A 25,235-nucleotide genomic window follows, 5' to 3' on the forward strand; every position below is an offset into this window, starting at 1 on the left:
TAGCTGTTTTTGCTTGGCTGTTCTTATTACTTGATGCAAGGCAGCTTTTTCACAACCTCTTGATTATTCAAACATTTTTTTTGCGGCACGAGCTAGAGTAGGGATGTCTTTGTCGTAACGCGGTGTTTTGACAAGACGGGACATAGGGATGCCCGCAAAATGGAAAGCAGCGATTTCTCCAGAACGTACAGCACTTTGTTCAGTAAAGATCATCTGATAAGGCTGCTCAACAAATTCTCCTGTAAAGGCCAGATTGGTTGAATGCTTAGGAATGACTTTTGGTCGATCACTTTTTGCACGGTTATTAAATAATGCGGAAGCATAAGGCATATAGACAGGGATATTATTTATTACGCTGTCGAAAATCTCTGTTTCTTTTTCCCGAATATTCACTGGACCAGGATCTACTTTTGAAAGTTGTCCGATCAGTTCTTCCAACATTTCTTTTCCGTTCATCTTAATATACTGTTTATCCACAAATTCGCCACGTCGTCTTGGATAAAGGAAATAACCCCAAATAACTGTTTCATTTGGTTTTTGAGACGTAAAATGCGGTTGATGATGCACGACGATAGACATATTGACATCTTTTTGACCTAATGGCGTGATCGGTGTAGTTGAAATAAATGAATTCAAGGCATTTCCTGGTTCTTGAGTCGTGATACGGGTGATTTCATTCAATAACAGGTGGTTTTTCGTCGTCAGAGTAAAGCTGACCCATTCGCTCGCATCTCGATCCGCGAAAAATTTGTCGGGATTTCCTAAGTTATAGAAACGTTCGCTGGCTTTTTTCCAGAGACTAGAAGCTGCACCATAATCCATATTTTCTACAGCTGGTGTTTCGTAATCTCCCAAAGTAGCTGAATCTGTAATGGAACCATTCGTGAAAATGACCGCTGTATCTTCATCTACCGTGACATGTTCCTCTTCCTGAGTCAATGTATTAGTCATTTTCAAACCAGTGACAGTGATTTCATCTTGCATCGGTGTATCTTTGAATTCCCAGTCAGTGACACGGCGGTTCAAAATGATTTTGCATCCTTGTTCTTTCAAGTACTCGATCAAAGGAAGCATGATACTTTCGTACTGATTGTAACGTGTTCGATTGACGCCCACTAAATGCTCGATTTGAGTGAATTCATAAATCATTTGATGCATATAGCGACGCAATTCTTGAGCAGAACTACGTGTTCTGAAAGCAAATGTTGTTTCCCACATAAACCAGAAGTTTGTTTCAAAAAAGTGTGGATCATCTTTGAAATATTCTTCGATAGTGATATTGTCTAGTTTTTCTTCTTCTGAATCAGGCATGGCAATCAGTTTAGTCAGAAGAATACGGTCCTTGTTGTTGAAGCCCAGTTTTCCGCCGTCAATGATCCCTTTACCACCTTCCATCAAACGTGCTTTGTCAAAGGTACGGTGTTTTGCATCAAAATCTCTCGTATCTTCTTCAGCAGTCATTCCTGGCTCAGTAACAGAAGGTATTCGACTTAATAGATCCATCAAATCTACATAGGTACGGTAATTAAGCATGCGACCGCCTCGAGCAATATAGCCTTTTTGGTTTTCTAATGGATGATTTTTATTCCAATATTCATCCACTACAGTGTCGGTCGGTGCACCATCATTTGAACCGTGATCATCCAATGAATAAAAGGTGATCTGATCCCCTTTCCATTTGCCTTCTTGAATCAAATAAACAGCCGCTGCCATATTGGCAATACCGGCACCAATCATTATTGCTTTACTTTTTCTCATTGTGATTCCTCCAATGTCTTCCAAGTATGTCCGTAGTGATTCAACGAAATAGGATGCTAGATGGATTCAAATTCATCATATAAATGACTGTCATCTTCGAATAGCCCTGTTTTTTTTCCTAGATATGCAGCGCCAAGGGCAAGCAAACCTAAACCGATGCCGACTTTGATTAATTTTTTACTCATGAAAAACGCCTCCTTGTTTTCTCTTTCTATATCCAAGGATAGTTCGTTTTTATGAGAATGCCAAATGATAGGGTGAGAAGAAAAAGGAAATTTTGACAAAAAAGAAGAAGTGTCTGATTTTCCTGTAATTAAAAATAGGGTAGGAAAGAAGAAAAGATTTGAGGAGACGTATGGTTCTATTTTTAGAAATTTGGGTAAAAAAAAAGCGCGAGACAGTGCCACTTTGAAAAGCTGATGACGGACTAAACCTTATTTTAACTTGCTATGTTGTTTTGGATACTTCCATGATGTATGGATGGTGAATAATGAGAAAGGGAAGAGGAGGATTTTAGGCAAGGTGTGATCAATAAACAACTTTTAAATAGACGAACAAGGTCTCTTTCTTTTACAATAAAAGAATAGGAACAAATTAAAAGAAAGTAGGTAGCTTATATGTTTCACTCAAATTTGATTGAATTTCTAGAATGGATCATTGCTATTTTAAATATTTGTTCTATCGGTATCTTAGTTGCTGGGATCGTTCTTGTTCTATTCAAACTTTTTGATTGGTCTCATGTCAAGAAAAACTATGCAGAACGTAATGCTCGTAATGCAGATACAAGAAAACTGTTAGCAAGTTATATTTTGTTAAGCTTGGAAGTACTAGTCGTTGCTGATATCATCGAGTCAGTTATCAAGCCGACTTGGACAGATATTTTGAAGCTTGCACTTATTATTATCATTCGAACAGTCATTTCTTATTTCTTGAATCAGGAAATAGAAGACAAAGAGAAACAAAGAAGAGGAGAGGTAGGATGACGACAGAGTTGATGCAGTTTCTTCTTCCATATTTTGAAAAACTTGTACTGGGACTTGATATTTTTGCTATCTGTTTATTGATTTGGGGAGTTTGTCTGTCGATTAAGGATTTCTTGAAATACTTATTTGTCCATACAGAAGCGAAAAACGACCGAGTCAGCGAGAACAATGCTATTAAAAAGATGTTGGGAGGTTATATACTCCTAAGTTTAGAAATTCTTGTTTCGGCTGGGATCATCGAATCGATTATCAAACCTACTTTGCAGGATATTTTCCAGCTAGCTGCATTGGTAGTTATCCGAACGATCATTTCTTATTTTTTAAATAAAGAAATCGGGCCAGTAGATGTCCCAAATAAGTGAGGTTATGAGCCCGCCGTTTATCGAGAGGTTGTTAAGAAGTGGGCAGATTCAAGGAATAAGAAGAAATTTATGAAAATTTCGGCTTATTTCCGAAGAAGTTACTTTTGGAATATTGTTTATTCAGAATAAGAGGCTGTGATAAACATCATGTCACAGCCTCTTATTTATTTTGCATAGCTGAAACGATTGCTCGTTCGATCGTATTGATTGAAATAGGAATAATATTCTCATATTGGACTGCATCTGGTGTATATAATGTACGTTCACATAACACTCGGTTCGAGGATTGCTGTGCATACTTCTTTATATCAGATATACTTGCATAAATTGTTGGTGCAACTTGAAAATCGAAAGTAGTCACAGCTTCCAAGGCTTCCCGATAAATCAGATAATGAACATCCGAATTTGTGACGATATAGATAGTCAGACGTTCTTTTGTCAGACGGAGAATTCCACTCAATTCGATGACAAAAGCTCGCATGCAATTAGGATTAAACCGTAGATCATAAGGTAGCCGTTTGGCCCAACTGGAAAAAAGTGTTTGGACGTCTTTATACAAATTTGCCTGTTCCTCATTTAGAAGATAAAATTTTTCCGGCATGAATAATTGATAGTTATCCCAAGCCGAACGCATCAGATGAATCAGTGCACGTTCAAATGGCTGATTCCCGAATAATTCTTGACGGAAATGAGTTTCAAAGGTAGCAACTAGTTCTTTTATTTCGGGAGTATTATCAATAAACACTTGGTGTAGCTGTTGAAAATCTTCCGCAATCAACTGATAAGAATGGAAACCATAATTACAAAGATTGAACAGTGTCAAAATAAAGACAAATTCTTCTTTTTTATAATAGGTTTGGAAATCAGTGGTTTCCCATGCTGACTCGACATAATTGTAAATAGGACGTTTTTTGATTTCTTCGATAAATGTTGGATCTATTGTCACCGTACACAACTGTTGGCGCAAGAAACTAATAGCAAAACCAATCGATAAGATTTCTTTATTTTCTTTATCATAAAATCTACCGCTATTCTCCGTTACAGATTCAATGAAACGATCCGCACGTTCAAAAAACGATTCAGGTAGCTCCCAGGACTTAAAGCTGCCTAAACGATAAGCCACATTAAGAAGCAACAGACGTCTTTCCATTTCAGTGAATCGAGGGGAGTAGCGGTCGATTTCGATCCCACAATCATGAAAATAAGCCAATACTTGTTTTTTTAAGGAGTAAGCTTTGCTGACAGAGATGAATTCACACTCAGTTAATTGGAGATAATCAGGTTCATCTTCTTCCAAATAAAGCAGGCAAGTTTTTAAAAACAACGAATTTTGGGTTAATTGCTGCATGATCTTACATCGAGGTATATGTTCTGAAAAATATAAAGTGTAACAATCCTTTTCCCGATGTGTATAAACAATTTGTTCTTCAAATTCTTTTTTTATGTTATTGATATCATTGAGTAAAGTGGTTTTGCAAACATGTAGAAGATTGGAGAGCTTTTCTAGATTGACTTCTTTATTTACATAGAATTGTCCACATAAAAACAGCTGTCTCAAAATATTCTTCTCAATATATTCTTCAATCATAGTAAAGCCTCCATCTTGTATTTTTTTGCACAATATGAAAAATATTATGACATGTTTTCTTTTGGAAATCATCAATTAATTTCTGAAAAAGCCTGTAAATTCCGTTGATAAAAGATTTTTATGTTATAAAAATTGAAAAATAAATATTTTCATTAGAAAATAGATTGTGAATTTCTAACAAGCAAAAGGAATGCAAATACAGTTGATGAATGAATGATGGTCATTTAAGTTATTTGTTCGTTTTTTTTAGACCATCCATTTTAGAAGTCTGATTTATTAAAAAATTGTTCGTTTTTCCACGTTCAATTATCAGAAAAATCCGACTTTATTTATTTTTGTTTGAAATATTCTACGTGAATTTGATGTTATAAAAAAAATTTTCTCATTTTTGGCGCTATAGTGAAGAGGTGTTACAGATAAGCACATGTATCTGCGAGACATTGACCAACGAAATATGGAGGGAAGAAACATGAAAGATATGGATATCAAGGCCGTCTTTATAGGCGACAAAGCTGAAAATGGACCAGTTTACAAAATGTTGTTGAACAAGATGGTAGATGAACATCTTGGCTGGAGAGAAAATTATATTCCTTCAGATATGCCTGCAATTAGCGAAGGAGATAAGCTAACTCCAGATTATCTAGCCACCCGCGACCATATGATAGAAGTCTTGGATGAAGTCAGTCAGCGATTACGCGCAGGATCGATCCCCTGGCATTCAGCAGGCCGTTACTGGGGACAAATGAACGCTGAAACACTGATGCCTGCTTTATTAGCTTACAATTATGCGATGCTATGGAATCCCAATAACGTTGCACTAGAATCTTCTATGGCAACTTCGCAGATGGAAGCAGAAGTAGGACAGGATTTTGCCTCACTATTCAACATGGTAGACGGATGGGGACATATTACAGCAGATGGTTCTATTGCTAACCTTGAAGGATTATGGTACGCCCGTTGCATCAAATCGATTCCTTTAGCTGTCAAAGAAGTTCTGCCTGAAAAAGTGAAAAACATGTCTGAGTGGGCTCTTTTGAATCTGTCTGTTGAAGAAATTTTGGAAATGACCGAAAGCTTTACGGATGAAGAGATGGATAAGGTCAAAGCAGCTTCTTCTCGTAGCGGAAAGAATATCCAAAGATTAGGGAAATGGCTGGTTCCTCAAACAAAACACTATTCTTGGATGAAGGCGTTAGATATTTGCGGAGTGGGCTTAGATCAGATGGTTGCTATCCCAGTTCAAGAGGATTATCGAATGGATATCAACGCTTTGGAAAAAACAATTCGTGAATTAGCTGATCAAAAAATCCCGATTCTAGGTGTGGTTGCTGTCGTAGGAACAACAGAAGAAGGACAAGTAGACAGTGTAGATAAAATCATCCAGTTAAGAGAAAAGTTAAAAGATGAAGGTATCTATTTCTATTTACATGTTGACGCTGCATATGGCGGGTACGCGCGTTCACTGTTTTTAAACGAAGCAGGAGAATTTGTGCCATATGCTTCCTTAGCTGAATTCTTTGAAGAGCATCATGTATTCCACCATTACGTAACGATCGACAAAGAGGTATATGAAGGATTCAGAGCTATTTCAGAAGCGGATTCTGTCACGATTGATCCGCATAAGATGGGCTATGTCCCTTATGCTGCTGGAGGAATCGTGATCAAACATAAAAATATGAGAAATATCATTTCTTATTTTGCACCATATGTGTTTGAAAAATCAGTCAAAGCACCAGATATGCTAGGTGCCTATATTTTAGAAGGATCAAAAGCTGGAGCGACGGCTGCTGCAGTCTGGACAGCTCATCGTGTATTGCCATTGAATGTGACCGGATATGGTCAATTGATTGGTGCATCAATCGAAGCAGCTCAAAGATTCAGAGAATTTTTAGAACAATTACACTTTACTGTAAAAGGAAAAACGATCGAAGTCTATCCACTGAATCATCCTGATTTTAATATGGTCAATTGGGTATTCAAAGAACAAGATTGTACAGATTTGAACGCTATCAATGAATTAAATGAAAAAATGTTCGATCGGTCTTCTTATATGGATGGCGACGTTTATGGTGAACGGTTTATTACTTCTCATACGACATTCACACAAGAAGATTACGGTGATTCTCCGATCCGTTTTATTGAAAGAATGGGTCTATCGAAAGAAGAATGGCAAAAAGAACAGCAAATCACTCTGCTACGTGCGGCTATCATGACTCCTTATTTGAATGATGATCGAATTTTCAATTTTTATACAAAAGAAATCGCCAAAGCAATGGAAAAGAAACTAAACGAAATCATCAAATAGAACTGATTTTTGTGTGAAAGAATAGCAAGAGACATATGGAGAACAGACAATTATTTGCCTCATCAAAACAGTTGTATTTCCCCCTGTTTTTCATATATTCCTTAGCAAGACATTCTTTTTTATAAATCTTTCTATAGTTGGTTCGTTCGTTTCACGTATCAAACCCAGTTCACTAAGTTCGTTCAATGGATGTTTCGGTGATACTGGGTTTTGTACTGAATCGATGAAGCCTTGTCACTTTTGTTCTTGAACAAAAATAAAAGAAAACGAAAAACATGTCGCTATTGAAAGAAAGAAGGAATAAAGATGAAAGATGCTGGTTCATCAAAACAAATCACGACCATGACCTTTATCGGGATGACCTGTGCCCTTGTAGCAAGTGTACGAAATATTCCAGATGTGGCAGCAACGAGCTGGACGATGATTTTTTACATGCTGGTTGCCGTATTGTTATATGCCTTTCCGATCTCATTGATCTCTGGTGAATTTGCCGGAATGTTTCCTCAAAAAGGTGGTCCAGAACTTTGGGTATCGAATGCTCTAGGAAAAAAATGGGGATTCGTTGTCTCCTGGCTGTTATGGGTCCAAATGTTTCCAGGGATGGTGATGGTTGCTTCAGCACTCGCTCCGTTGTTTGGTAATATTATCGATAATGTGCCGCTTGGGCTGAACAGCAAATTTACATTAGTCGTTATTTTAGTTGTTTATTGGATCATCACTTTTTTGAATTTAACATTCGACATGGCAAAAATCGGCGGAAAAATCGGTGTTTGGTTAGGTCTATATGTGCCTTTGACGATGATGCTCTTATTAGGGCTTGCTGCGTGGATCAAAGTTGGAATCGTACCAACCGGAACATTAGGCAATTTTTCATGGGACAAAGTAATACCAGATAGTACGACTGCATCCTCATTTGTTTATTTTGCGCCGATCATGTTTATTTTTACTGGCATCGAAATGTCCTCCGTGTATATCACTCGATTGAAGAATCCAGTGAAAACGTATATTCGTGGGGTATTTGCCGCGCTGATTTTTATATTTTTCGTCAATATTTTGAATGCTTTGGTTGTAGCAAATGTCGTACCAAAAGGTCAAATGGAATTGAATAATATCGCACAATCTATTTCGATTTATTGCCAAATTCTCGGTTTGCCGCATCTTATTGTGAATCTGTTTAGTTTGCTTGTCTTCATCGGTGTGGCCGTCCAATTATCTGCTTGGGCATCAGGACCTGCAAAGACAGTGACAGAAAGTGCTAGAAAAGGTGCGTATCCACCAAAATTCAATTTTTGGAAGACAAATCAATTTGACGTATCCAAATCCGTTATTTTGACTCAATCTGTCATTATCTCAATCTTTGCACTTTTTTATTTGCTGATTCCTGGCGTCAATCAAGCATTTTTGATGCTAGTTAATTCAACTACTGTAATCTATTGTATCGTCTATGTCATTATGGGGATCTCGGTTTTGAGATTACGTTATACACATGCAAAGTTGAACCGTCCATTCAGAATTGGAAAAAAAGAGAACAAAAGCAATCTTGGCGTCTGGGCGATCGTTATTGTTTTATTTGCGGCAATCGGCTTTTCTGTCGGACTGACGATGAAAGCTGGAACATGGATCAATCTAATTGCAGTCACAGCCATCAGTGTCATTTTGTTTGTAGTACCACTATGTATTGAAAAAATAAAGAAACCTTCTTGGGAACAGGAAGTCGCCATGCTGCTTGAAAAAGAAAAAGGTGAACTTGATGGAAAAACCGGCAATGAAACGGACTCTAACTAATCGAAATATCCAGTTAATCGCACTAGGTGGCGCAATTGGAACAGGATTATTCTTAGGTTCAGCAAAGGCAATTGCACTGGCAGGACCAGTTGTTATTCTCGTCTATTTGATATGCGGTGTGGCTATTTATGGCTTGATGCGGGCTATGGGTGATTTGTTTTTAGCAAATAGTAAATTTAACTCTATCAGTGATTTCATTGACTACTATTTGGGTGAAAAGTGGGCCTTTTTTGTCAATTGGACTTATTGGCTTTGCTGGCTTGGAGCTGGACTTGCGGAATTGACAGCAATAGGATTGTATATCCATTTCTGGTTTGTACATGTACCAGCTTTGATAAGCGGAGGTAGTGCATTAATGATCTTAATGGCAGTCAATCTTGTTGCCGTCAAATGGTTTGGCGAATTGGAATCTTTTTTCTCAATCATCAAGATTTTGGGGATTGTTCTTTTTATTTTATTGGGTATAGGTTTGAGCGTCTCATATTTTCATACCCAGTCTATCGGAATCAAAGCAAATTTTGGACAGCTCAATGAATTACTCCCGTTTGGCTTTGCTGGAATGATTGCTTCATTTCCTATGGTTTTATTCAGTTTTGCTGGAATTGAAATGATCGGATTAACAGTTGGTGAGACGAGTGACCCACAAAAGAATTTGAAAAATGCAATCAACTGTCTGCCTTGGCGTATCCTTTTTTTCTATGTAGGAACGATTCTGTCGATTTTATTCGTTGTTCCATGGCATTGTTTAGATTTAAAAGAAAGTCCTTTAGTCACTATGTTGCAAATGATCCATTGCCAAAGCGGGGCAGCAATCGTCAATCTGATGATTCTGGTTGCTTCTTTGTCTTCGGCAAATAGTGCGGTTTACAGTACTAGCAGGATCTTATATCAAACAGCAAAAGAAAAAAGTCTGCCCCCTTGGTTTTGTGCGCTTTCTAAGAAAGGCGTACCTTTACACGGTATTTTGATTACAGGAACGTTATTTCTTGTAGGCCTTTGTCTACATTTTTTTGTCGCTGATAGTCGATTGTTTTTTCAGCTTTTGGCAGGTATGACAACGAGTTGTTTTCTATTTGTGTGGTCTTCGATCTTATGTGCACATATTCAATTTGTTAAAGAAAAGAAACGGAACACTACAGCAAGATATAAAGACCTTACTTTGTTGGTATTTTTTGCGGCCATTGCTTTCAGCTTGTTATTCGAAAGAACGACACGTTTTATTCCTTTTTTATTAGTTATCTGGTTTGTTTTCTTAAATTTTGTATATAAAAGAATAAGCAATAGAAATATCAATTAAGTCTAGATATATCCGGCAAAACGAATTATTTCAGACTTCTCTGAAATAATCGATACGCCTGAAAGATCTCCTTACGTATAATAAAAGTATCAATTAAGTAGGAGGGGATAGGATGAACTGGTATAAATTGACGGTAGAAGATACATTGAAAAACTATCAAACATCAACAGAAGGCTTGTCGCAAGAAGAACGGCAGAAACGCCTGACTGATCAAGGATATAATGAGATAGAAGCAAGACAGCAGACAAAACGATGGAAAAAAATAGTAAAGCACTTTACTGATCTGCTGATGATCGTGTTGATCATTGCCTCTTTTTTGAAATTTGCTTCGAGCGAATACATCGAAGGAAGTATTATTTTATTCGTAGTGATCGTCAACGGACTCGTTAGTTATTGGCAAGAAAGAAAAGCAGAAGAATCGTTGAATGGTTTGAAGCAGCTGATGGGACAAGAAGCGATAGTACTATCGAACGGGATGCAAGAAAAAATTCCTGCGAAAGAACTAGTAAAAGGAGATGTCATTGTCTTACGTGCTGGAGACGTTGTTCCAGCAGATGTTCGGTTGATCGAAGTACATGATCTACTAGTGGAAGAATCGATTTTGACGGGAGAATCAGAAGCATCTGAGAAAAATCATACCGTTTTGGCAGCAGAAGAATCAATCGGTGACCAGAAAAATATGGCTTTTTCAGGAACACTTGTACAATCTGGTTCTGCAGTCGGTGTCGTTGTAGAAACAGGAAACACGACAGAAATCGGTAAAATCAATCAAGCACTGCAATCGGTCGAACAACAGACGACGCCTCTGATCAAGAAGATCAACCGATTGAACAAACAAATTTTTCAAGGCATTCTTTGTTTGATCTTGTTCTTAGTTGTTTTTACAACATTCCGCTATGGCATGGATTGGTCTATCCTTCTTTCAGCTATGATCGCTTTGGTAGTGTCAATGGTACCTGAAGGATTGCCAACTGTTTTGACCATGATCCTATCTGTCGGAGTAAATGAAATGGCAAAAGAAAAGGCAATCATCAAAGGACTGCCTTCTGTAGAAACATTAGGTTCTATGACAGTGATCTGTTCAGATAAGACAGGGACATTGACAAAAAATGAAATGACAGTTGTGGATATAGCAGCAAAGGAAGAAACTCGCGTACTGTCTATTATGAAAAATTGTCAGGAGTTAAAGACGAAAGAAGAACAGAAAACAGAAAATTTAAGTGGCAATCCGACAGAACTTGCACTGATTCGACACACTGAAACAGCCAATCTGCCTTTGAAAAAAATAGAAGCAAAGATTCCGTTCAGCTCTGAATACAAATATATGGCAACGATGCATACGGAGGGAAAAGGAGCGGTGATTTACGTCAAAGGTGCGCCAGAAGTATTATTGGCTAAATCAACTCTTTCTTCTTCAGAACAAGAAGCATGGGGTCAAACAGCCACAGCGTTTGCGAAAAAAGGTCAGCGTGTTTTAGGATTTGCTTACAAAAAAGTAGATTCGAAACAGGAACTCACGCATGAGTCTTTAACCCAATTAACTTTTGCAGGGATTGCTGGGTTGATCGATCCGCCAAAAGAAAGTGCAGTCAAAGCTGTAAAGGAATGCCAACAAGCAGGGATCTCAGTGAAAATGATTACGGGGGATCACAAAGATACAGCAAAAGCGATCGCGGAACAAATTGGCTTAAAACATACTGCTAAAGTTTTAGAAGGGATCGATTTGGATCTTATGTCTGAAGAAGAGTTGATTCGACAAGTACCAAAAGTCGATGTCTTTGCTCGAACGACACCAGAACACAAACTGCGAATCGTGAAAGCTTTGCAGAAAAATGGAGAAATCGTCGGAATGACCGGAGACGGCGTAAATGATGCACCTGCTTTGAAAAGAGCCGATATAGGAATCGCTATGGGAATCAAAGGTAGTGAAGTAAGCAAACAGGCAGCTGATATGGTTTTAGGAGATGATAATTTCCATACGATCGCAAAAGCCGTAAAAGAAGGTCGGCGTATTTTGGATAACTTGCAAAAGACCATCAATTTCTTCTTACCAACTGCGTTAGCTCAAGGATTGATCTTGATTTGGGCGCTGATACTGAATCGGCCGCTACCTTTGTCCCCAGTACAGATTTTATGGGTCAATATGGTAACGACAATCACTTTATCTTATGCATTAGGGTTCGAGTCGCCAGATCCAGAAATCATGAAGCGTCCACCAAGAGATCCAAAGCAAGGAATCCTATCAGGTTATCACTTGTTTCGGATCATCTATGTCGCACTACTGATCATGGTTCCTGCCTATTTATTGGCTATGCAATTTGAAGGGCAAAGCTTACAGCAAACCATTCTTCTGCAAAATATCGTCTTAGCTCAAGCTGTTTACATGATCAATTGCAGAGAGTTGTCCAAGCCGTCGTTGAACCAAGGTCTTTTGCAAAACAAATCGCTTTTTCTTTCATTGGGTATCCTTGCTTTATTGCAGGGGATGGTTATTTTTCTGCCAAGCGGCCAGCAGCTGATCGGTACAGTAAGTTTAACGATGACACAACAGTTATTGATTGGGGCAAATGTGATTCTTCTATTCTTAGTTGTAGAAATAGAAAAAGGGATCATGAATAAACTGTTTCGCAAAAAAGAAAAAACAGCTAGAGAATTCAGTCGCTAGCCGTTACTATAAAAAAGTTTTGAAAGTGAGTTCAGTCAAACGATTGAGCTCATTTTTCGTTGGAATAGAAGAAATGTATACAATAGGGATATCTAGAGAATCCAGAGGGAAATTGGAAATCAAGATATCTGTTTTTTCAAAAGAAATAGTGGAAAGATCGGTTAGTTCGATAGGTAAGAAGCAGACACGTTTTCCCAAGTAATCTTTTAATTCCTGCTGCAAGAACGCCTTCCATGAAGGTTCTCCTTGGAAAATAAAATAGACATTGAACAAATTCGGTTTGATAGAAAAAATCGTTTGTTGGATCAGTAAAGACAAGAGTTGAAGAAAGTAATTTGGTTCATTGATTTCCATTTCTTTTTTTAGATCGTTCAGTAAATTCTCTTTCTGCTGATACAAGTGTGCATATTGCTGATCATACGTCTCTAAAAAACGATGGTATTGGCGTTCCAAAGGTTCAATCAGTATCGGCGATTCATGATATTTTAATACGAGGAGAGCCAAGTTATCAGTCAGAGATGTTTTTTTTAGTTGATCAAGAGACAGCTCTGAAGCTAGTTCCTCTACAAACGTTTCGAGGACCTCTAAAAATGGAGAATGATGCAGGCAGCGAGCGATTTCTTGTCCATAGTTATTGTTGTAATTCCAACTTTCCAGAAAGCAGAAAGAAGCAAAAGAAAGCTCAGTGTCTTTAAGATAAATACCTTCCGTTAAATACAATTTTTTCAATGCAGAGTCATACAGGGAGGAGAGTGTGCTGTTGATATGGATAGAAGAATCTAATCGGCAATTCGCTTTTATACGGATCGTATTGATAAAGAACCAACATGTTCCGAAAATCTCTTCTGTTTCAACAGCTAGTTCAGTTTGACTGAGGTTTCTTAAAAATTGAAAATAATGGGATTCATGGATCGAATAATCCTCGAAAAAATAGTTGTTATGAGTGAAAGGAATCAGCAATCGATGATAGAAAGTACGAATCGCACGCTCTTTTCCAAGAATACAAGCTGTATATTTCGTCAAATCGATCTGCAAGTCGTAACTTGCTAAACGCTGATTGATTTTAGTCACATGTCTTTTCAATGTCCCATAAGAAAGCCCGTGATCCGCTAGAAAATCAGGGACAGCAACTTTTTTTGTAAAAAGCAGATTTTTCAGCAGTTCGACACTGACTGATTGTTTGAAAAAAATCTCCCAAAGGTCCTTTGTTAATAAATTTTGATGGTTTTGCAAACTGATCCCTGCTTGATCGCTGAAGATGTCCCAGCCTTCGGGCAGCTGAGAGCGAATAGATTGAAGGTCAGAAAAAATCGTTCGTTCGGTTGTCCCTATGATTTCAGCTAATTCATTTACGGTTATCTTTGTATGATTCAGCAATTGTTCGACTAAAGAAACATGACGTCGAATATCTTTTTCGGTAATGATTTTTTTCATTAGTGAATACATAAATCAGACTCCCTTCTATTCTAAGAATACGGAGAAAATAAACGGTGGTCAAGTTTCAACTGATCTTTCAACCAGTATTCATTTTTCTATTCTTACGTGGTATCTTTGAATAAAGTGAATCAATAAGAAAGAGATGGAAGCAGATGCTAACGAAAAAAGAACTAATCGATCACATCGATGAAACATACAATTTGTCTCCAGAATATATTTTTAAAAAATTTCCTGATTATTGCGTATTCAGACATCAAAAAAGCAAAAAATGGTTTGGGGTCCTGATGTCTGTTCCAGAAGAAAAAATCTATGATGATGCAAGTGACCATATGATCATCGACATCCTTGATTTGAAGGTCGATCCTGAACTTGGCGGAATTTTGCGAGGAAAAGAGGGGTATTTTCCAGCCTATCACATGAATAAAGAACATTGGATCTCTGTTGATCTACGTAAAATAGAAAAACTAGATGAACTAGCAAGTTTGATTGATGGAAGTTTCAAATCAACGCAATGAATTCTAGGAAAAATAGAGAAGAGGTTGTGACAGAAGTGGTTAGCTTCAAGAAATAAGAAGGAATTTACGAAAATTGCTTCTCAAATTTTTGGGGAATTTGGGCTTATTTCTGAAGAAGTTACTTCTGGAACACCGTTTGTTCAAAAAAAGAGCTGCGACAAGAATTTTGTCCCAGCTCTTTTTTTTATTTTCCTAAATAAAATTCCCGCATCGTTTTTGCAATCATTTTGATCAAAGGATGATCTTCTGTGAAGCTAGAAGATAAATAAATTGTTCGTGTCAAGGGCAAATCTTTGATTTCCCGCAAGACGAAAGGATCATTTTTATCGTAAGACCAAGAAACTTTTGGGAAAAAGCTAACGGCTAAGCCTTGCTTGACAATAGAACGTAATGTCGCAGGATCATCTGTCGTCGAACTGATCGTCAATTCGATACTTTTCGCTTCAAGTGCTGCATCCAGTGTATGACGGAAGGCATTGCTCTTTGACAGCATCAAGATGGGGGTGCGTTGGATATCTTCTAATTGCAGATGTTCTTTTTTCGCAAGAGGATGTTTCTTAGGAATGGCTACATAAACAGGTTCTTTCATGATAGGAATATTGGTCATGCCAGGCTTCATCTCCGAAGTGATGTATAGTACAGGATCGGTAATATCATCTGGTAAATGATGTTGCATGATCGTTAATTGGATATCAGGATGCTTTTCCATAAAAATTCGGACCAAGTTCGGAATAGAAACAGAAGCTACCTCTAAATACAAAATGACGGAAGTAACGATCTTCTCATTGACCGAAGACAATAATTTGATTCCTTCTTCTAATGTGTCTAATGTCTTGACTGCATATGGATAGAATTCTTCTGCATAAACAGTTGTCTCAATATTTCTGCCGCTATGGTAAAACAAAGGGACTCCTAATTCGTTTTCCAAATGTTTGATCGCACGGCTCAAGGCAGGTTGAGAAATAAATAATTCTTTGGCTGCTTGGGTGACATTTTTTGTTTCGAACACTTTTTTAAAATACTGTAGATGAAGCAATTTCATAATTATCCATCCCATCCATACCTTTTTGTTATGGTTTTTTCTTTTTTTGGCATTTTTTATTATAGCAGAAATTGACTAAGATAGCAGTGGAAAAAGTAAGTGCTAAGGAGGCGAGGCTCATGAGTACAGGTTTCTTATTTCCTGGGCAAGGCAGTCAGAAGTTAGGGATGTTAGCGGATATCCCTGAAATGTACATGGAACGTTTAGAAAATGTGACGGGGTATCGGTTAGTTGATAAAGAAGAAAACTATCAAGATACGGTTTTTATCCAGCTAGCATTACTGACAAAAGCAGTATTTTATTTAGATGAAATGGAAAAAAACGGTATTCAGCCTGATATTGCAGCAGGACATTCAATCGGTGCTTTTTGTGCAGCTGTTGCTTGTCGATCTTTGACATTTGAGAATGCAGCGGAACTAGTCTATCACCGCGCAGTCTTAATGAAAAAAGCTTATCCAAGCGGTTATGCAATGGGCGTAGTAGTAGGTGTGACGAGAAGCGAAGCAGAGAAAATTGTAGCAAAAACGTTTGATCCTGACCACCCAGTCTATCTGTCAAATGAAAATTGTCCGATGCAACATACGCTATCTGGGAGTATCGAAGGTTTATCCGTTACGTTGGCAGAAGCCAAACGGCGCCAAGCGCAAACAGCGAAGCTGCTGAAAGTTCCTGTGCCATCTCATTGTCTCTTGATGAATGATACAGTCAAGAAATTCAAGCCGTATATGCAGTCTGTCCATCTATCTGATGCCAGATGTTTGTATATAAAAAATACGGATGGAAGAGCCACTCAGGACGCAGAAGAGATTCGTAAAGATCTGTTGGAAAATCTAGCTTTCCCTGTGCAATGGAACCAAATGATGGACTTGGCAAAAGAATTAGGAATGGATCTGACGATTGAATTTCCCCCCGGCAATACTTTGACAAAGCTGATTCATACAAAATTTGGTGTAGATAAAGGGATCCGTACGATCAATCTAGACCAACATGGTATTGATGACGCCACGTTTCTATATCAAAAATGGAGATGACTAATTATGGAAAAACCAAACCGCAACTGGGCTTCTAAACGCGAAAAAAAAGCGCAGCGATTGGAAAAAATCAGCAACTTGCTCAATGGCAAGTATGTAGAAACTGAAAAAATCGTAGAAGTAATGGAAAAACTGATTGCTCCCGGCGACAAAGTTGTATTAGAAGGCGACAATCAAAAACAAGCAAGTTTTCTTTCAGAAAGTCTTGAAAAAGTAGATGCAGAAAAAGTGAATGATCTGCATTTGATCATGTCTAGTATCTCACGACCAGAACATTTGAATATTTTTGAAAAAGGAATCGCAAGTAAGATCGATTTTTCTTATGCTGGTGCACAAAGCTTGCGTGTCGCCCAAATGATTGAAGACGGCACAATGAAATTAGGTGATATCCATACTTATTTGGAACTTTATGGACGCTTATTCATCGATTTGATTCCAAATGTTGTTTTAGTAGCTGCAGATAAAGCAGATAAAGACGGCAACTTGTACACAGGTTTCAATACGGAAGAAACACCAACAATCATCGAAGCTGCAGCTTTCAAAGATGGTATCGTGATCGTTCAAGTCAACGAAGTTGTCGATTCTTTACCACGTGTAGATATCCCTGGTGACTGGGTAGACGTTGTCGTGAAAGCAGATAAACCTTATCAATTAGAAGCTTTATTCACACGAGATCCTCAAAACATCACAGAATTGCAAATCCTAATAGCAATGATGGCAATCAAAGGAATCTACGCAGAACACGGCGTACAATCTTTGAATCACGGTATTGGATTCAATACAGCAGCTATCGAATTGTTACTGCCAACTTATGGCGAATCACTAGGGTTGAAAGGGAAAATCGCGAAGAACTGGGTATTGAACCCACATCCAACGATGATTCCAGCCATCGAATCAGGTTGGGTTGAAAGCATCCATAGTTTTGGCGGCGAAGTTGGTATGGAAAAATATATTGCTGCTCGCCCCGATGTCTTTTTTGTCGGTAAAGACGGCACGATGCGCAGTAACCGAACATTATCACAAGCTGCAGGACAATATGCCATCGATATGTTTATCGGTTCAACCTTGCAATTAGATTACGAAGGAAACTCTTCTACCGTAACAAAAGGACGTTTATCTGGTTTTGGCGGTGCGCCTAACATGGGACATAATCCTGGCGGTCGTCGTCATTCTACACCAGCATGGCAATCACTTCGCGACAATGATGATCCATTAGGGAAAGGCCAAAAATTAGTTGTTCAAATGGTTGAAACATATGGTTCAAATAAAAAACCAGTCTTTGTCGAAGAATTAGATGCACTAGCTGTTCAAAAACAAGCAGGCTTAGCCAATGCACCAGTGATGATTTATAGCGAAGATACTACACATATCGTGACAGAAGAAGGAATTGCTTATTTGTACAAAGCAAAAACAAAAGAAGAACGACAAGCAGCAATTGCAGCCATTGGCGGTGTCACACCTCTTGGGATGACAAGCACCAAAGAATCACTAGACCGTTTGCGTGCAGCCGGCATCGTGAAATTACCAGAAGATCTAGGCATCAAACGTAGTGAAGCGAAACGTTCATTATTAGCTGCACAAACCATCGATGATTTAATTGAATGGTCAGATGGCCTGTATGAACCACCAATGAAATTCAGAACTTGGTCATAAAATTGGCGAGGAAAACCTTTTGTCGCCATTTACCCAGATGGAAGAAGAAAGACGAATAAGCAGAACGTGTATGCTCTGTTTTACAAAAAGGGGAGAGATCCATGGAACAATTAGCTTATAAATATCCAACGAAACAGCCGATCAATAAGAAAATCCATGTAGGAGTGGTCGGTTCAGGTGATTTGGAAATCTTGATGTTTCCGACAGAAAAAAAAGAATCTACTGTAAAAATCTGTACAGGAAGCGATGGCTTCGGAGAAGTATGGAACAACGTATTAACGAGATTTTTTGATCGTTATCCAATTTCAGCAGATATCGTGATCAATGACTTCGGTGCTACACCAGGAGTTGTGTACCTACGATTGACGCAAGCAATGGAGGAACTTTCAGATGAAAAATAGTTTTGTAGAATTAAACGCCAGAGAACGAGTGAACGCTCTACTTGACAATGGACGTGAATTGATTGATCCATTCGATCAAATCATCGCGCCAAGTTTGCCAGCACAAGGAATCGTCCCTGAAAGTGATGACGGAATCGTTGTCAGCCGTGGCACGATCAATGGCAAACAAGCAGTAGTAATCGCTATGGAAGGAAAATTCCAAGGTGGCGGTATCGGTGAAGTTTCCGGTGCAAAAATCGTTGCTGCACTCGAACATGTATTAGAAGAAAACAAAAAAGGAAATGAAATCTTTCCAGTCATCGTACTAGATACAGGCGGTGTTCGTCTGCAAGAAGCGAACTACGGACTGTTATCTATTTCAGAAATCGGAAATGTAATCATTGCTCTAAAACAATATGTACCAGTCATCGGTTTGATTCCAGGACGTGTAGGATCATTTGGCGGTATGTCGATTACTTCAGCATTGATGAGTTATTTGATCGCAACAAAAAAAGCGCGAGTCGGTTTGAATGGACCAGAAGTTATTGAGCAAGAAGCAGGTGTTCGAGAATTTGATTCTAGTGACAAAGACTTGATTTGGAATACATTAGGATCTCGTCAACGGGTAGAATCAAAAATCATTGATGAACTAGTGACTGATAGTGTAGAAGCAATCAAAGCTGCTGTCATCGCAGCAATGGACGAACGAAAAGACACGCATCGCAGTGAAAGCTCAGCATTTTATTTATCATTACTTGATTCTTTGGATCTTTCAAAACCAATGTCCATTGACGATTACAATGAAGCGATTGCTAACCATCAAGCAAAATCAATGGACTTACCAGAAGTAGCAGAAGGAAATGAACCAGCTGCAGAAAGTGTTGGTTACGATTGGTTTGCGGCACTAACTGGCATGAAAAATCCAACTTCTTCTATCAGTACTGTGTATTATGGTAAATCAAGTAAATTCATAGAAGAAGCCATCGTGACCTCGATCGTACCTGATCCTAAAAATCCGATGTACCGTGTACGAAACGGTGAAGTTGGTTTAGTTGAAGGTTTCCGCATGGGACAAATTTTGGATCACGTTTACGAAGAAGATAAAGATAAAAAAGTGAAACGGCCAATCGTCGTTGTGATCGATGTACCAAGCCAAGCATACGGCTATAACGAAGAATTGATCGGTATTCATGTGGCTTTGGCTAATAGTGCTGCTGCTTATGCAAAACTCCGTCAAGCTGGACATCCAGTTATTGGATTGATTGCAGGAAATGCTATTTCAGGTGCATTTTTAGCGCATGGATTACAATCAAGCCGCTTGATTGCTTTAAACAATAAAGAAATCACTGTCCAAGCGATGTCTAAAGAAAGTGCTGCACGTGTGACGAAACGTTCGGTTGCTGAAATCGAAGCAGCTGCTGAAAAAGTTCCAGCCATCGCTTACGATATCAATAATTATACAAAACTAGGAGCAATCTATCACTTCCTAGAAGATATCACCGACCAAGCTGCTTCAGAACAAAATGTCAACAAAGTCATCGAAGCAATCAATGAAGCCATTCAAGATGTCCGCAATACAAATGACACGATGCTGACAAATCGATACACGAACGAAACAGCCAAAACATTCGGACGTGTCGAAACAAATAAAGTCCGTGCCAAAATGGACGAAGAATGGGATGCATAAAAAATGATTCAAGCACATGATATTGTTCTTTTTGATAAACATGAAATAGAAAGGTTCCCCTTGCCTGAATGGGTCGTTCTAACTGAAAAGATGTTCGGAACAGTCCGTCGTGCGTCGACAGATCACGCCGAAATACTACCGATTGGATTACGTGGCCCTGCCCGCAATCAGAGATGGGCAACAGAAATCTCAAAACATGCTGTCAAACAAGTCATTCATCCGTGGGACATCATCGAACAAGAATCGTATAGACAAGAGAAAATCATGGATTATCCTGTTTATCAGCAATTTCATGCTGCTAGAAACATATTATCAGGATGCAAGTGGGGAATCGGCGGCAGCTTAGGATTTGAATTATCAACTGGGATTCCGGCAGTAAAAGAAACCAGTGATTTTGATTTGCTGCTGTACGCAGATTCTCCGATTGAATTGCCAATTCAGGCAATTCGATCGCATCCTGCTTTTTTTGAGCAATTCGATACCCAAGTAGTGACTCGGCAAGGCGGATTTTCACTAAAAGAGTATTTGAGAGAGCCAGAGAAAAAAATTCTATTGAAAACAGTCGAAGGACCTAAATTAACCAAAGAACTTTGGTAATAAAGAAAAAGAGAGAGAAAGAGATGTTTGAAAACAAAAAAATCAAAATCAACGTAAGTGACTTCCAGAAAGTATCAGCTGTAACGGCTGTTATGATGCAAACGATATTGAGCTTTGCTTTGGCAAACAGCCACAGCGCAACAAATACAGCTTTTCTTGGTACCTTTTACGTCATCGTTAAATACACAGCACCAATGTTTATTTTTGCAATTGTCTATAATATGGTAAAAACAAGTCAGCATTTGTCTTATTGGGAATTTTTGAAAGAAAAGTTTTTTGAACTAGTCGTTCCGTATCTTCTATGGACGACGGCTTATCTTTGGCTATTTCCAGCAGTCCAACAACAAACTCCGTATACGGATACTGCAAGCTTTTTACTGAAATATGTGACAGGTGATGGAGCGCCTCATTTATGGTATACCGTGATGATGCTGCAGATTCAATTGTTCATGCCGTTTTTTGTTTGGCTCGGTTACAAAGTATTTGCTAATAAAAAATATGTATGGCCAGTATTGATTGGTTCAACGATTTTATATGTTGCATGGTATCTGTTCTATCAAACACAAGTATTGACTGGTCCTTATCATGACAGCTGGTACTTGTTAGATCGGTTTGTTGCTAGTTTCATGATTTACGGGATTTATGGGGTAGCCGCATTTGTTTATCACGAAAAAGTCTATCAATATTTGGACAGAGTACGTTATCTTTTCTTACCTGTTGGCTTAGTTATCGCGTTCTTTTCTGTCCGTTCATTGCTCGCACATCCAGGAGACTTGAGCTTTGCGAATGCGCCTTACTTGAATACGATCCAAAGTTTGTACAGCTTAGTCATCATCTTTGCTGTCTTCATGGGCGCTTCAAAAATGATTGTAAATGATTCGCCAAAATTACCATTGTTCAAATGGTTGTCTGTTTATGCTTACCGTACGTATTTAGCCAATGTATTTGTGTTCCAAGTACTGTTGTTATTGTTTAAAGATAGTTGGCTGCAGTTACCTTCAGGAGTCATGATTCTTGTAGCTTATCTAATGACGGCAAGTTGTGCATTTGCTTTAAGCTGGTTGCTTCACATCATTTGGGCAGCCATCAAAAAAGGGTTCAACAAGTAATAGAAAGAAGGAGTGAGTGTCATGATAAATGACGAACGAAAAAAAGCAGTGACTCAGCAACTCGCTGCGTTGGTAGAGGAAGCATTGCTCGCAGAAGTAACATTAAGCCCAAAACCTGGATTAGTGGATGCACTAGATGCGGGTGCACATTCCGATATGGACTATGCTTTATTTCTTAAGTCTGCGAAGACGCTGACTCCTTTTTTTGAAGAAATGGCTCAAATAGCATGGCAACATGCTATCGATCAGGAGTTAAGAGAAAAGATTGCTGAGATTGGACGGAAAGCGGAAAAAGCGATGTTGATTGCTACAGATGGCATCAATACCCATAAAGGAGCGATTTGGGCAATGGGGCTATTGACCAGTGTGACTGCACAAAAAATCAGTATGGAACAGCCTTTTTCTTTAACGGAAATACTCGGTGATGTCAGCAAGCTTGCTGCTTTTCCTGATACAAAATATCGTCATAAAAAAACCACTCATGGGTATACGGTGAAGCAAAAATACGGCGTAAATGGTGCATATGAAGAAGCAGTGTTGGGTTATCCGCATATCAGGCTTGCAATCCAAGCTGCTAAGGAGCTAGATAATGATTCTGATGTACAGAAACAAATGCATATGTTGTTAGTTTTGATGAGTTCCTTAGATGACACCTGCGTATTGCATCGCAGTGATCAGAAAACGTTAGTGGAAATGCAAAAACTTGCTCATGCTGCTAGTCAAAGTGCTTTACCAAATCGTCCATTTATAGCACTGTTGCACTTTTGTCAGGAAAACCAAATCTCTCCTGGAGGAAGCGCAGATCTTTTGTCTGCCAGCTTGTTCATGCTGAAGATAGAGGAAATATGGGCTGCCAACACATATGTCTGTCCGCTGTTACTCAATGAGTAAATTAAGACAAAACTACTAAAAAAACAGTTTATGCATCTGGTTATTGACTCTTCTTTTCGGCAAGGCTATGATAAAAATAGTTTTTTGTAATAAAAGATAACGAGGAAGACAATGAAAAAAATCAATTATTTAGCAATCATTTTGTTCGTGGGCCTATGTTTGTTTGCTTTGCCGACCCAAGGATTCGCTGTCGCAGGTGGTCATGGCGGCGGAACATCTAGCGGTCGAAGTTCGGGCAGAAGTTCATTTGGCGGTCGTTCATATGGGGGCAGTTATTTTGGCAGTCGTTCTTACGGCAGAGATTCTTATGGGTATTATGGTCCAAGTACAGGTCCTTCTAGTTATGAGCAAACGGGATTTCTTGCATTAGCTGTTTTGTCAGTAGGAGGGGTTTCCGCTTTTTCTATTGTCAAGAATAAAAGACAAAAGAAAAGGCTGAAAGCGGAGATATTGTCCCGCATGTCAGGAACGGCTAAAGAAAAGAAAGCACAGTTTCTGGAAATCCAAAAGATATTCATGAAGATCCAATCCGCTTGGGAAGAAGAATCTCCTGAAAAAGCCAGAAGCTGTTATACAGACAAGCTGTTTGCCGAACATCAGAAAGTTCTGCAAAAAAACAAAGCAGACGGTGTAAGAAATCATACTAAAAAAGTAACTATTCAGGAAGTAGGAAATTATCGACAGATCCACGAGAATAGTTTTGCCATCCGAATTGATTTCAGATGCTGTGATTATTTAGTTGATCGAAAAGATGGACGCTTGATCTCAGGAAGTACGACGCAACGACAGTATTTCTCTCAGATATGGTATTTTGATTTTTCTGAGAAAGAAAAAAGATGGCAGGCCGATTTTATTCAGCCGATTATGCTGGATTGACAAATAAATAAAACAGCTCACTAAAAAGTTGAGCTGTCAGACTGTAGACAAAGGTATCCCTTGCCTCTTTACGAAGAGTGTAGGTTGTTACTTTTGTCTATTTTTGTATAAAAATAGAAAACATTTGTCTCCATTTCTAAGCTGCTAATTTTTCAAAGTGCACCATTTCTCAAAATGCTTTTGATCATTTCTCCATCTAGTTTACAAAGGGTACTTTTGCGTTACTTAGTGTTGTGTAGTATACTTTTACTGAAGAGGTGATGATGATGCTTGTTACAAAATCTAGATTACAAGGAAGTTCTGTAGTGGTTACTTTACCTTCTGATAACGGAAAGAAACCTTCAGAAAACCAAGAATATATCGTTGTATATTCTGACGATGGGACAATTACGTTAGTTCCAAAAATTGAAGATCCATTTAGTGGTGGAGAAGAGGCCGAATATTATGAAAAAGACGAATGGGAAGATTTAACTCCTGAAGGGAGAGAAATGTTATAGTGTCAGAAGAAAGAATTTATATTCCTAAAAAAGGTGATATTGTGTGGATTGATTTTGATCCTTCGGTAGGAAAAGAAATTCAAAAAAGACGACCAGGACTAGTCGTCTCTCGTTATGAGTTTAATCGTAAAACAATGTTTTCGGTCATATGTCCGATTACTTCCACGATAAAGAATTTACCGACACGTTACTCATTACCAGAAGAGCTAGATATAAAAGGACAAGTACTTATTTCTCAATTAAAATCACTTGATTTTAAGGAACGAAGACTCAAAAAAATAGAAAACCTGCCATTGCAAGACATGGCTAAAATTGATCAGATTATACAGTATATATTTTAAGTGTTGTAACTAAACTCTACAATATTTTTATATGCTAAACTTAACAAAATTTTTTGACATTTAAAAAGAAAAGTGACAATAAAAAAATAGCATCTAAATAGCAATGCCCCTCAAATTTAACTCTTGGGGGGACATTTCAAAAGGGATAAGAAAACAAACATTCTCGTCGTATCTGACTAGTGAAAAAGATGGCAGGCCGATTTTATTCAGCCGATTATGCTGGATTGACAGGAAATATTTATGAATGGAGCTGTGACAAAAATTTTGTCGCAGCTCCTTTTTCTGAATAAACGGTGTTCCAGAGATAGCCTATCGGCAATAAGGCACGATTTTGTAAAATATGGGAAGCTATTTTTCAAAATCGCTTCTTATCGCTCAAGGCTGAACCTCTCTGTCACAACCTCTCCACTAAATGGTGTTCAAAAGCTTACATTTA

General features: G+C 38.4%; 22 protein-coding genes. 17 read left to right on the forward strand and 5 right to left on the reverse strand.

Features of this window, described 5'->3' with window-relative positions; genetic code table 11:
- Window positions 1–63: 63 nt before the first annotated feature.
- Both RWU19_RS10550 and RWU19_RS10555 read right to left on the reverse strand, forming a co-directional pair.
- Window positions 64–1,758 carry an oleate hydratase gene (locus RWU19_RS10550; RefSeq protein ID WP_002292503.1) on the reverse strand — a complete coding sequence of 565 codons (1,695 nt, stop codon included), beginning with the start codon at window positions 1,756–1,758 and terminating at the stop codon, window positions 64–66.
- Between the two features lie 56 nt (window positions 1,759–1,814).
- The gene (locus RWU19_RS10555) at window positions 1,815–1,943 is read right to left on the reverse strand and encodes a hypothetical protein (protein ID WP_002287569.1); all 129 of its coding nucleotides are present in this window, start codon (window positions 1,941–1,943) and stop codon (window positions 1,815–1,817) included.
- A gap of 432 nt (window positions 1,944–2,375) precedes the next feature.
- Here RWU19_RS10555 and RWU19_RS10560 point away from each other — a divergent pair, with 432 nt between their 5' ends.
- Window positions 2,376–2,741 (forward strand): DUF1622 domain-containing protein, encoded by a 366-nt coding sequence (locus RWU19_RS10560; RefSeq protein WP_010731843.1) that lies wholly within the window; start codon window positions 2,376–2,378, stop codon window positions 2,739–2,741.
- Window positions 2,738–3,103, forward strand: coding sequence for a DUF1622 domain-containing protein (locus RWU19_RS10565; RefSeq protein WP_002292507.1), 366 nt, complete (start codon window positions 2,738–2,740; stop codon window positions 3,101–3,103). The genes RWU19_RS10560 and RWU19_RS10565 overlap by 4 nt, the downstream gene beginning before the upstream one ends.
- A 160-nt stretch (window positions 3,104–3,263) precedes the next feature.
- On the opposite strand, the gene RWU19_RS10570 is transcribed toward RWU19_RS10565, so the two are convergent.
- The gene (locus RWU19_RS10570; RefSeq protein ID WP_123837565.1) at window positions 3,264–4,691 is read right to left on the reverse strand and encodes a helix-turn-helix domain-containing protein; all 1,428 of its coding nucleotides are present in this window, start codon (window positions 4,689–4,691) and stop codon (window positions 3,264–3,266) included.
- Window positions 4,692–5,160: 469 nt separating this feature from the next.
- Here RWU19_RS10570 and tdc point away from each other — a divergent pair, with 469 nt between their 5' ends.
- From tdc to RWU19_RS10590, 4 genes are all read left to right on the forward strand, one after another.
- Window positions 5,161–6,996: a tyrosine decarboxylase gene (tdc, locus tag RWU19_RS10575; RefSeq protein WP_123837566.1), complete on the forward strand. Its 1,836-nt coding sequence runs from the start codon at window positions 5,161–5,163 to the stop codon at window positions 6,994–6,996.
- A 306-nt stretch (window positions 6,997–7,302) separates the two neighbouring features.
- Complete coding sequence (locus RWU19_RS10580; RefSeq protein ID WP_123837567.1) at window positions 7,303–8,781, forward strand: amino acid permease; 1,479 nt, start codon at window positions 7,303–7,305, stop codon at window positions 8,779–8,781.
- A complete protein-coding gene (locus tag RWU19_RS10585; protein ID WP_123837568.1) occupies window positions 8,747–10,078 on the forward strand; it encodes an amino acid permease in 1,332 nt (443 codons plus the stop codon). The genes RWU19_RS10580 and RWU19_RS10585 overlap by 35 nt, the downstream gene beginning before the upstream one ends.
- A 112-nt stretch (window positions 10,079–10,190) precedes the next feature.
- Window positions 10,191–12,743, forward strand: coding sequence for an HAD-IC family P-type ATPase (locus RWU19_RS10590; protein WP_123837569.1), 2,553 nt, complete (start codon window positions 10,191–10,193; stop codon window positions 12,741–12,743).
- A 6-nt stretch (window positions 12,744–12,749) separates the two neighbouring features.
- Here the strand turns inward: RWU19_RS10590 and RWU19_RS10595 are convergent, their stop codons facing one another.
- Entirely contained in the window at window positions 12,750–14,189 is a 1,440-nt protein-coding gene (locus RWU19_RS10595; protein WP_123837570.1) for a helix-turn-helix domain-containing protein, read from the reverse strand.
- Between the two features lie 143 nt (window positions 14,190–14,332).
- Here RWU19_RS10595 and RWU19_RS10600 point away from each other — a divergent pair, with 143 nt between their 5' ends.
- Window positions 14,333–14,695: an MmcQ/YjbR family DNA-binding protein gene (locus tag RWU19_RS10600; RefSeq protein ID WP_104764232.1), complete on the forward strand. Its 363-nt coding sequence runs from the start codon at window positions 14,333–14,335 to the stop codon at window positions 14,693–14,695.
- 184 nt (window positions 14,696–14,879) lie between these two features.
- Here the strand turns inward: RWU19_RS10600 and RWU19_RS10605 are convergent, their stop codons facing one another.
- Entirely contained in the window at window positions 14,880–15,737 is an 858-nt protein-coding gene (locus RWU19_RS10605) for a LysR family transcriptional regulator (protein WP_002287551.1), read from the reverse strand.
- Window positions 15,738–15,856: 119 nt separating this feature from the next.
- Here RWU19_RS10605 and RWU19_RS10610 point away from each other — a divergent pair, with 119 nt between their 5' ends.
- From RWU19_RS10610 to RWU19_RS10655, 10 genes are all read left to right on the forward strand, one after another.
- On the forward strand, window positions 15,857–16,768 hold the full coding sequence (locus tag RWU19_RS10610) for an ACP S-malonyltransferase (RefSeq protein WP_123837571.1): 912 nt from the start codon (window positions 15,857–15,859) through the stop codon (window positions 16,766–16,768).
- Window positions 16,769–16,774: 6 nt separating this feature from the next.
- Window positions 16,775–18,421, forward strand: coding sequence for a malonate decarboxylase subunit alpha (gene mdcA, locus RWU19_RS10615; RefSeq protein ID WP_123837572.1), 1,647 nt, complete (start codon window positions 16,775–16,777; stop codon window positions 18,419–18,421).
- Between the two features lie 101 nt (window positions 18,422–18,522).
- Window positions 18,523–18,822 carry a malonate decarboxylase subunit delta gene (locus RWU19_RS10620; protein ID WP_002292523.1) on the forward strand — a complete coding sequence of 100 codons (300 nt, stop codon included), beginning with the start codon at window positions 18,523–18,525 and terminating at the stop codon, window positions 18,820–18,822.
- Entirely contained in the window at window positions 18,812–20,488 is a 1,677-nt protein-coding gene (mdcD, locus tag RWU19_RS10625) for a biotin-independent malonate decarboxylase subunit beta (protein ID WP_123837573.1), read from the forward strand. Before RWU19_RS10620 ends, mdcD begins: the two co-directional genes overlap by 11 nt.
- 3 nt (window positions 20,489–20,491) lie before the next feature.
- The gene (locus RWU19_RS10630; protein ID WP_002342793.1) at window positions 20,492–21,085 is read left to right on the forward strand and encodes a malonate decarboxylase holo-ACP synthase; all 594 of its coding nucleotides are present in this window, start codon (window positions 20,492–20,494) and stop codon (window positions 21,083–21,085) included.
- A gap of 23 nt (window positions 21,086–21,108) precedes the next feature.
- Window positions 21,109–22,194, forward strand: a complete 1,086-nt coding sequence (locus tag RWU19_RS10635) for an acyltransferase family protein (RefSeq protein ID WP_002329651.1) — start codon at window positions 21,109–21,111, stop codon at window positions 22,192–22,194.
- A 21-nt stretch (window positions 22,195–22,215) separates the two neighbouring features.
- Complete coding sequence (gene mdcB, locus RWU19_RS10640; RefSeq protein WP_002342795.1) at window positions 22,216–23,085, forward strand: triphosphoribosyl-dephospho-CoA synthase MdcB; 870 nt, start codon at window positions 22,216–22,218, stop codon at window positions 23,083–23,085.
- Between the two features lie 111 nt (window positions 23,086–23,196).
- Window positions 23,197–23,961, forward strand: a complete 765-nt coding sequence (locus tag RWU19_RS10645; RefSeq protein ID WP_123837574.1) for a TIM44-like domain-containing protein — start codon at window positions 23,197–23,199, stop codon at window positions 23,959–23,961.
- Window positions 23,962–24,227: 266 nt separating this feature from the next.
- Window positions 24,228–24,458, forward strand: a complete 231-nt coding sequence (gene mazE / locus RWU19_RS10650; protein ID WP_042956876.1) for a type II toxin-antitoxin system PemI/MazE family antitoxin — start codon at window positions 24,228–24,230, stop codon at window positions 24,456–24,458.
- Window positions 24,458–24,799, forward strand: coding sequence for a type II toxin-antitoxin system PemK/MazF family toxin (locus RWU19_RS10655; protein ID WP_123837575.1), 342 nt, complete (start codon window positions 24,458–24,460; stop codon window positions 24,797–24,799). Before mazE ends, RWU19_RS10655 begins: the two co-directional genes overlap by 1 nt.
- Window positions 24,800–25,235 lie beyond the last annotated feature (436 nt).

The sequence above is a fragment of the Enterococcus sp. 2STP genome (genome assembly GCF_032465635.1).
Lineage (GTDB): Bacteria > Bacillota > Bacilli > Lactobacillales > Enterococcaceae > Enterococcus_B > Enterococcus_B lactis.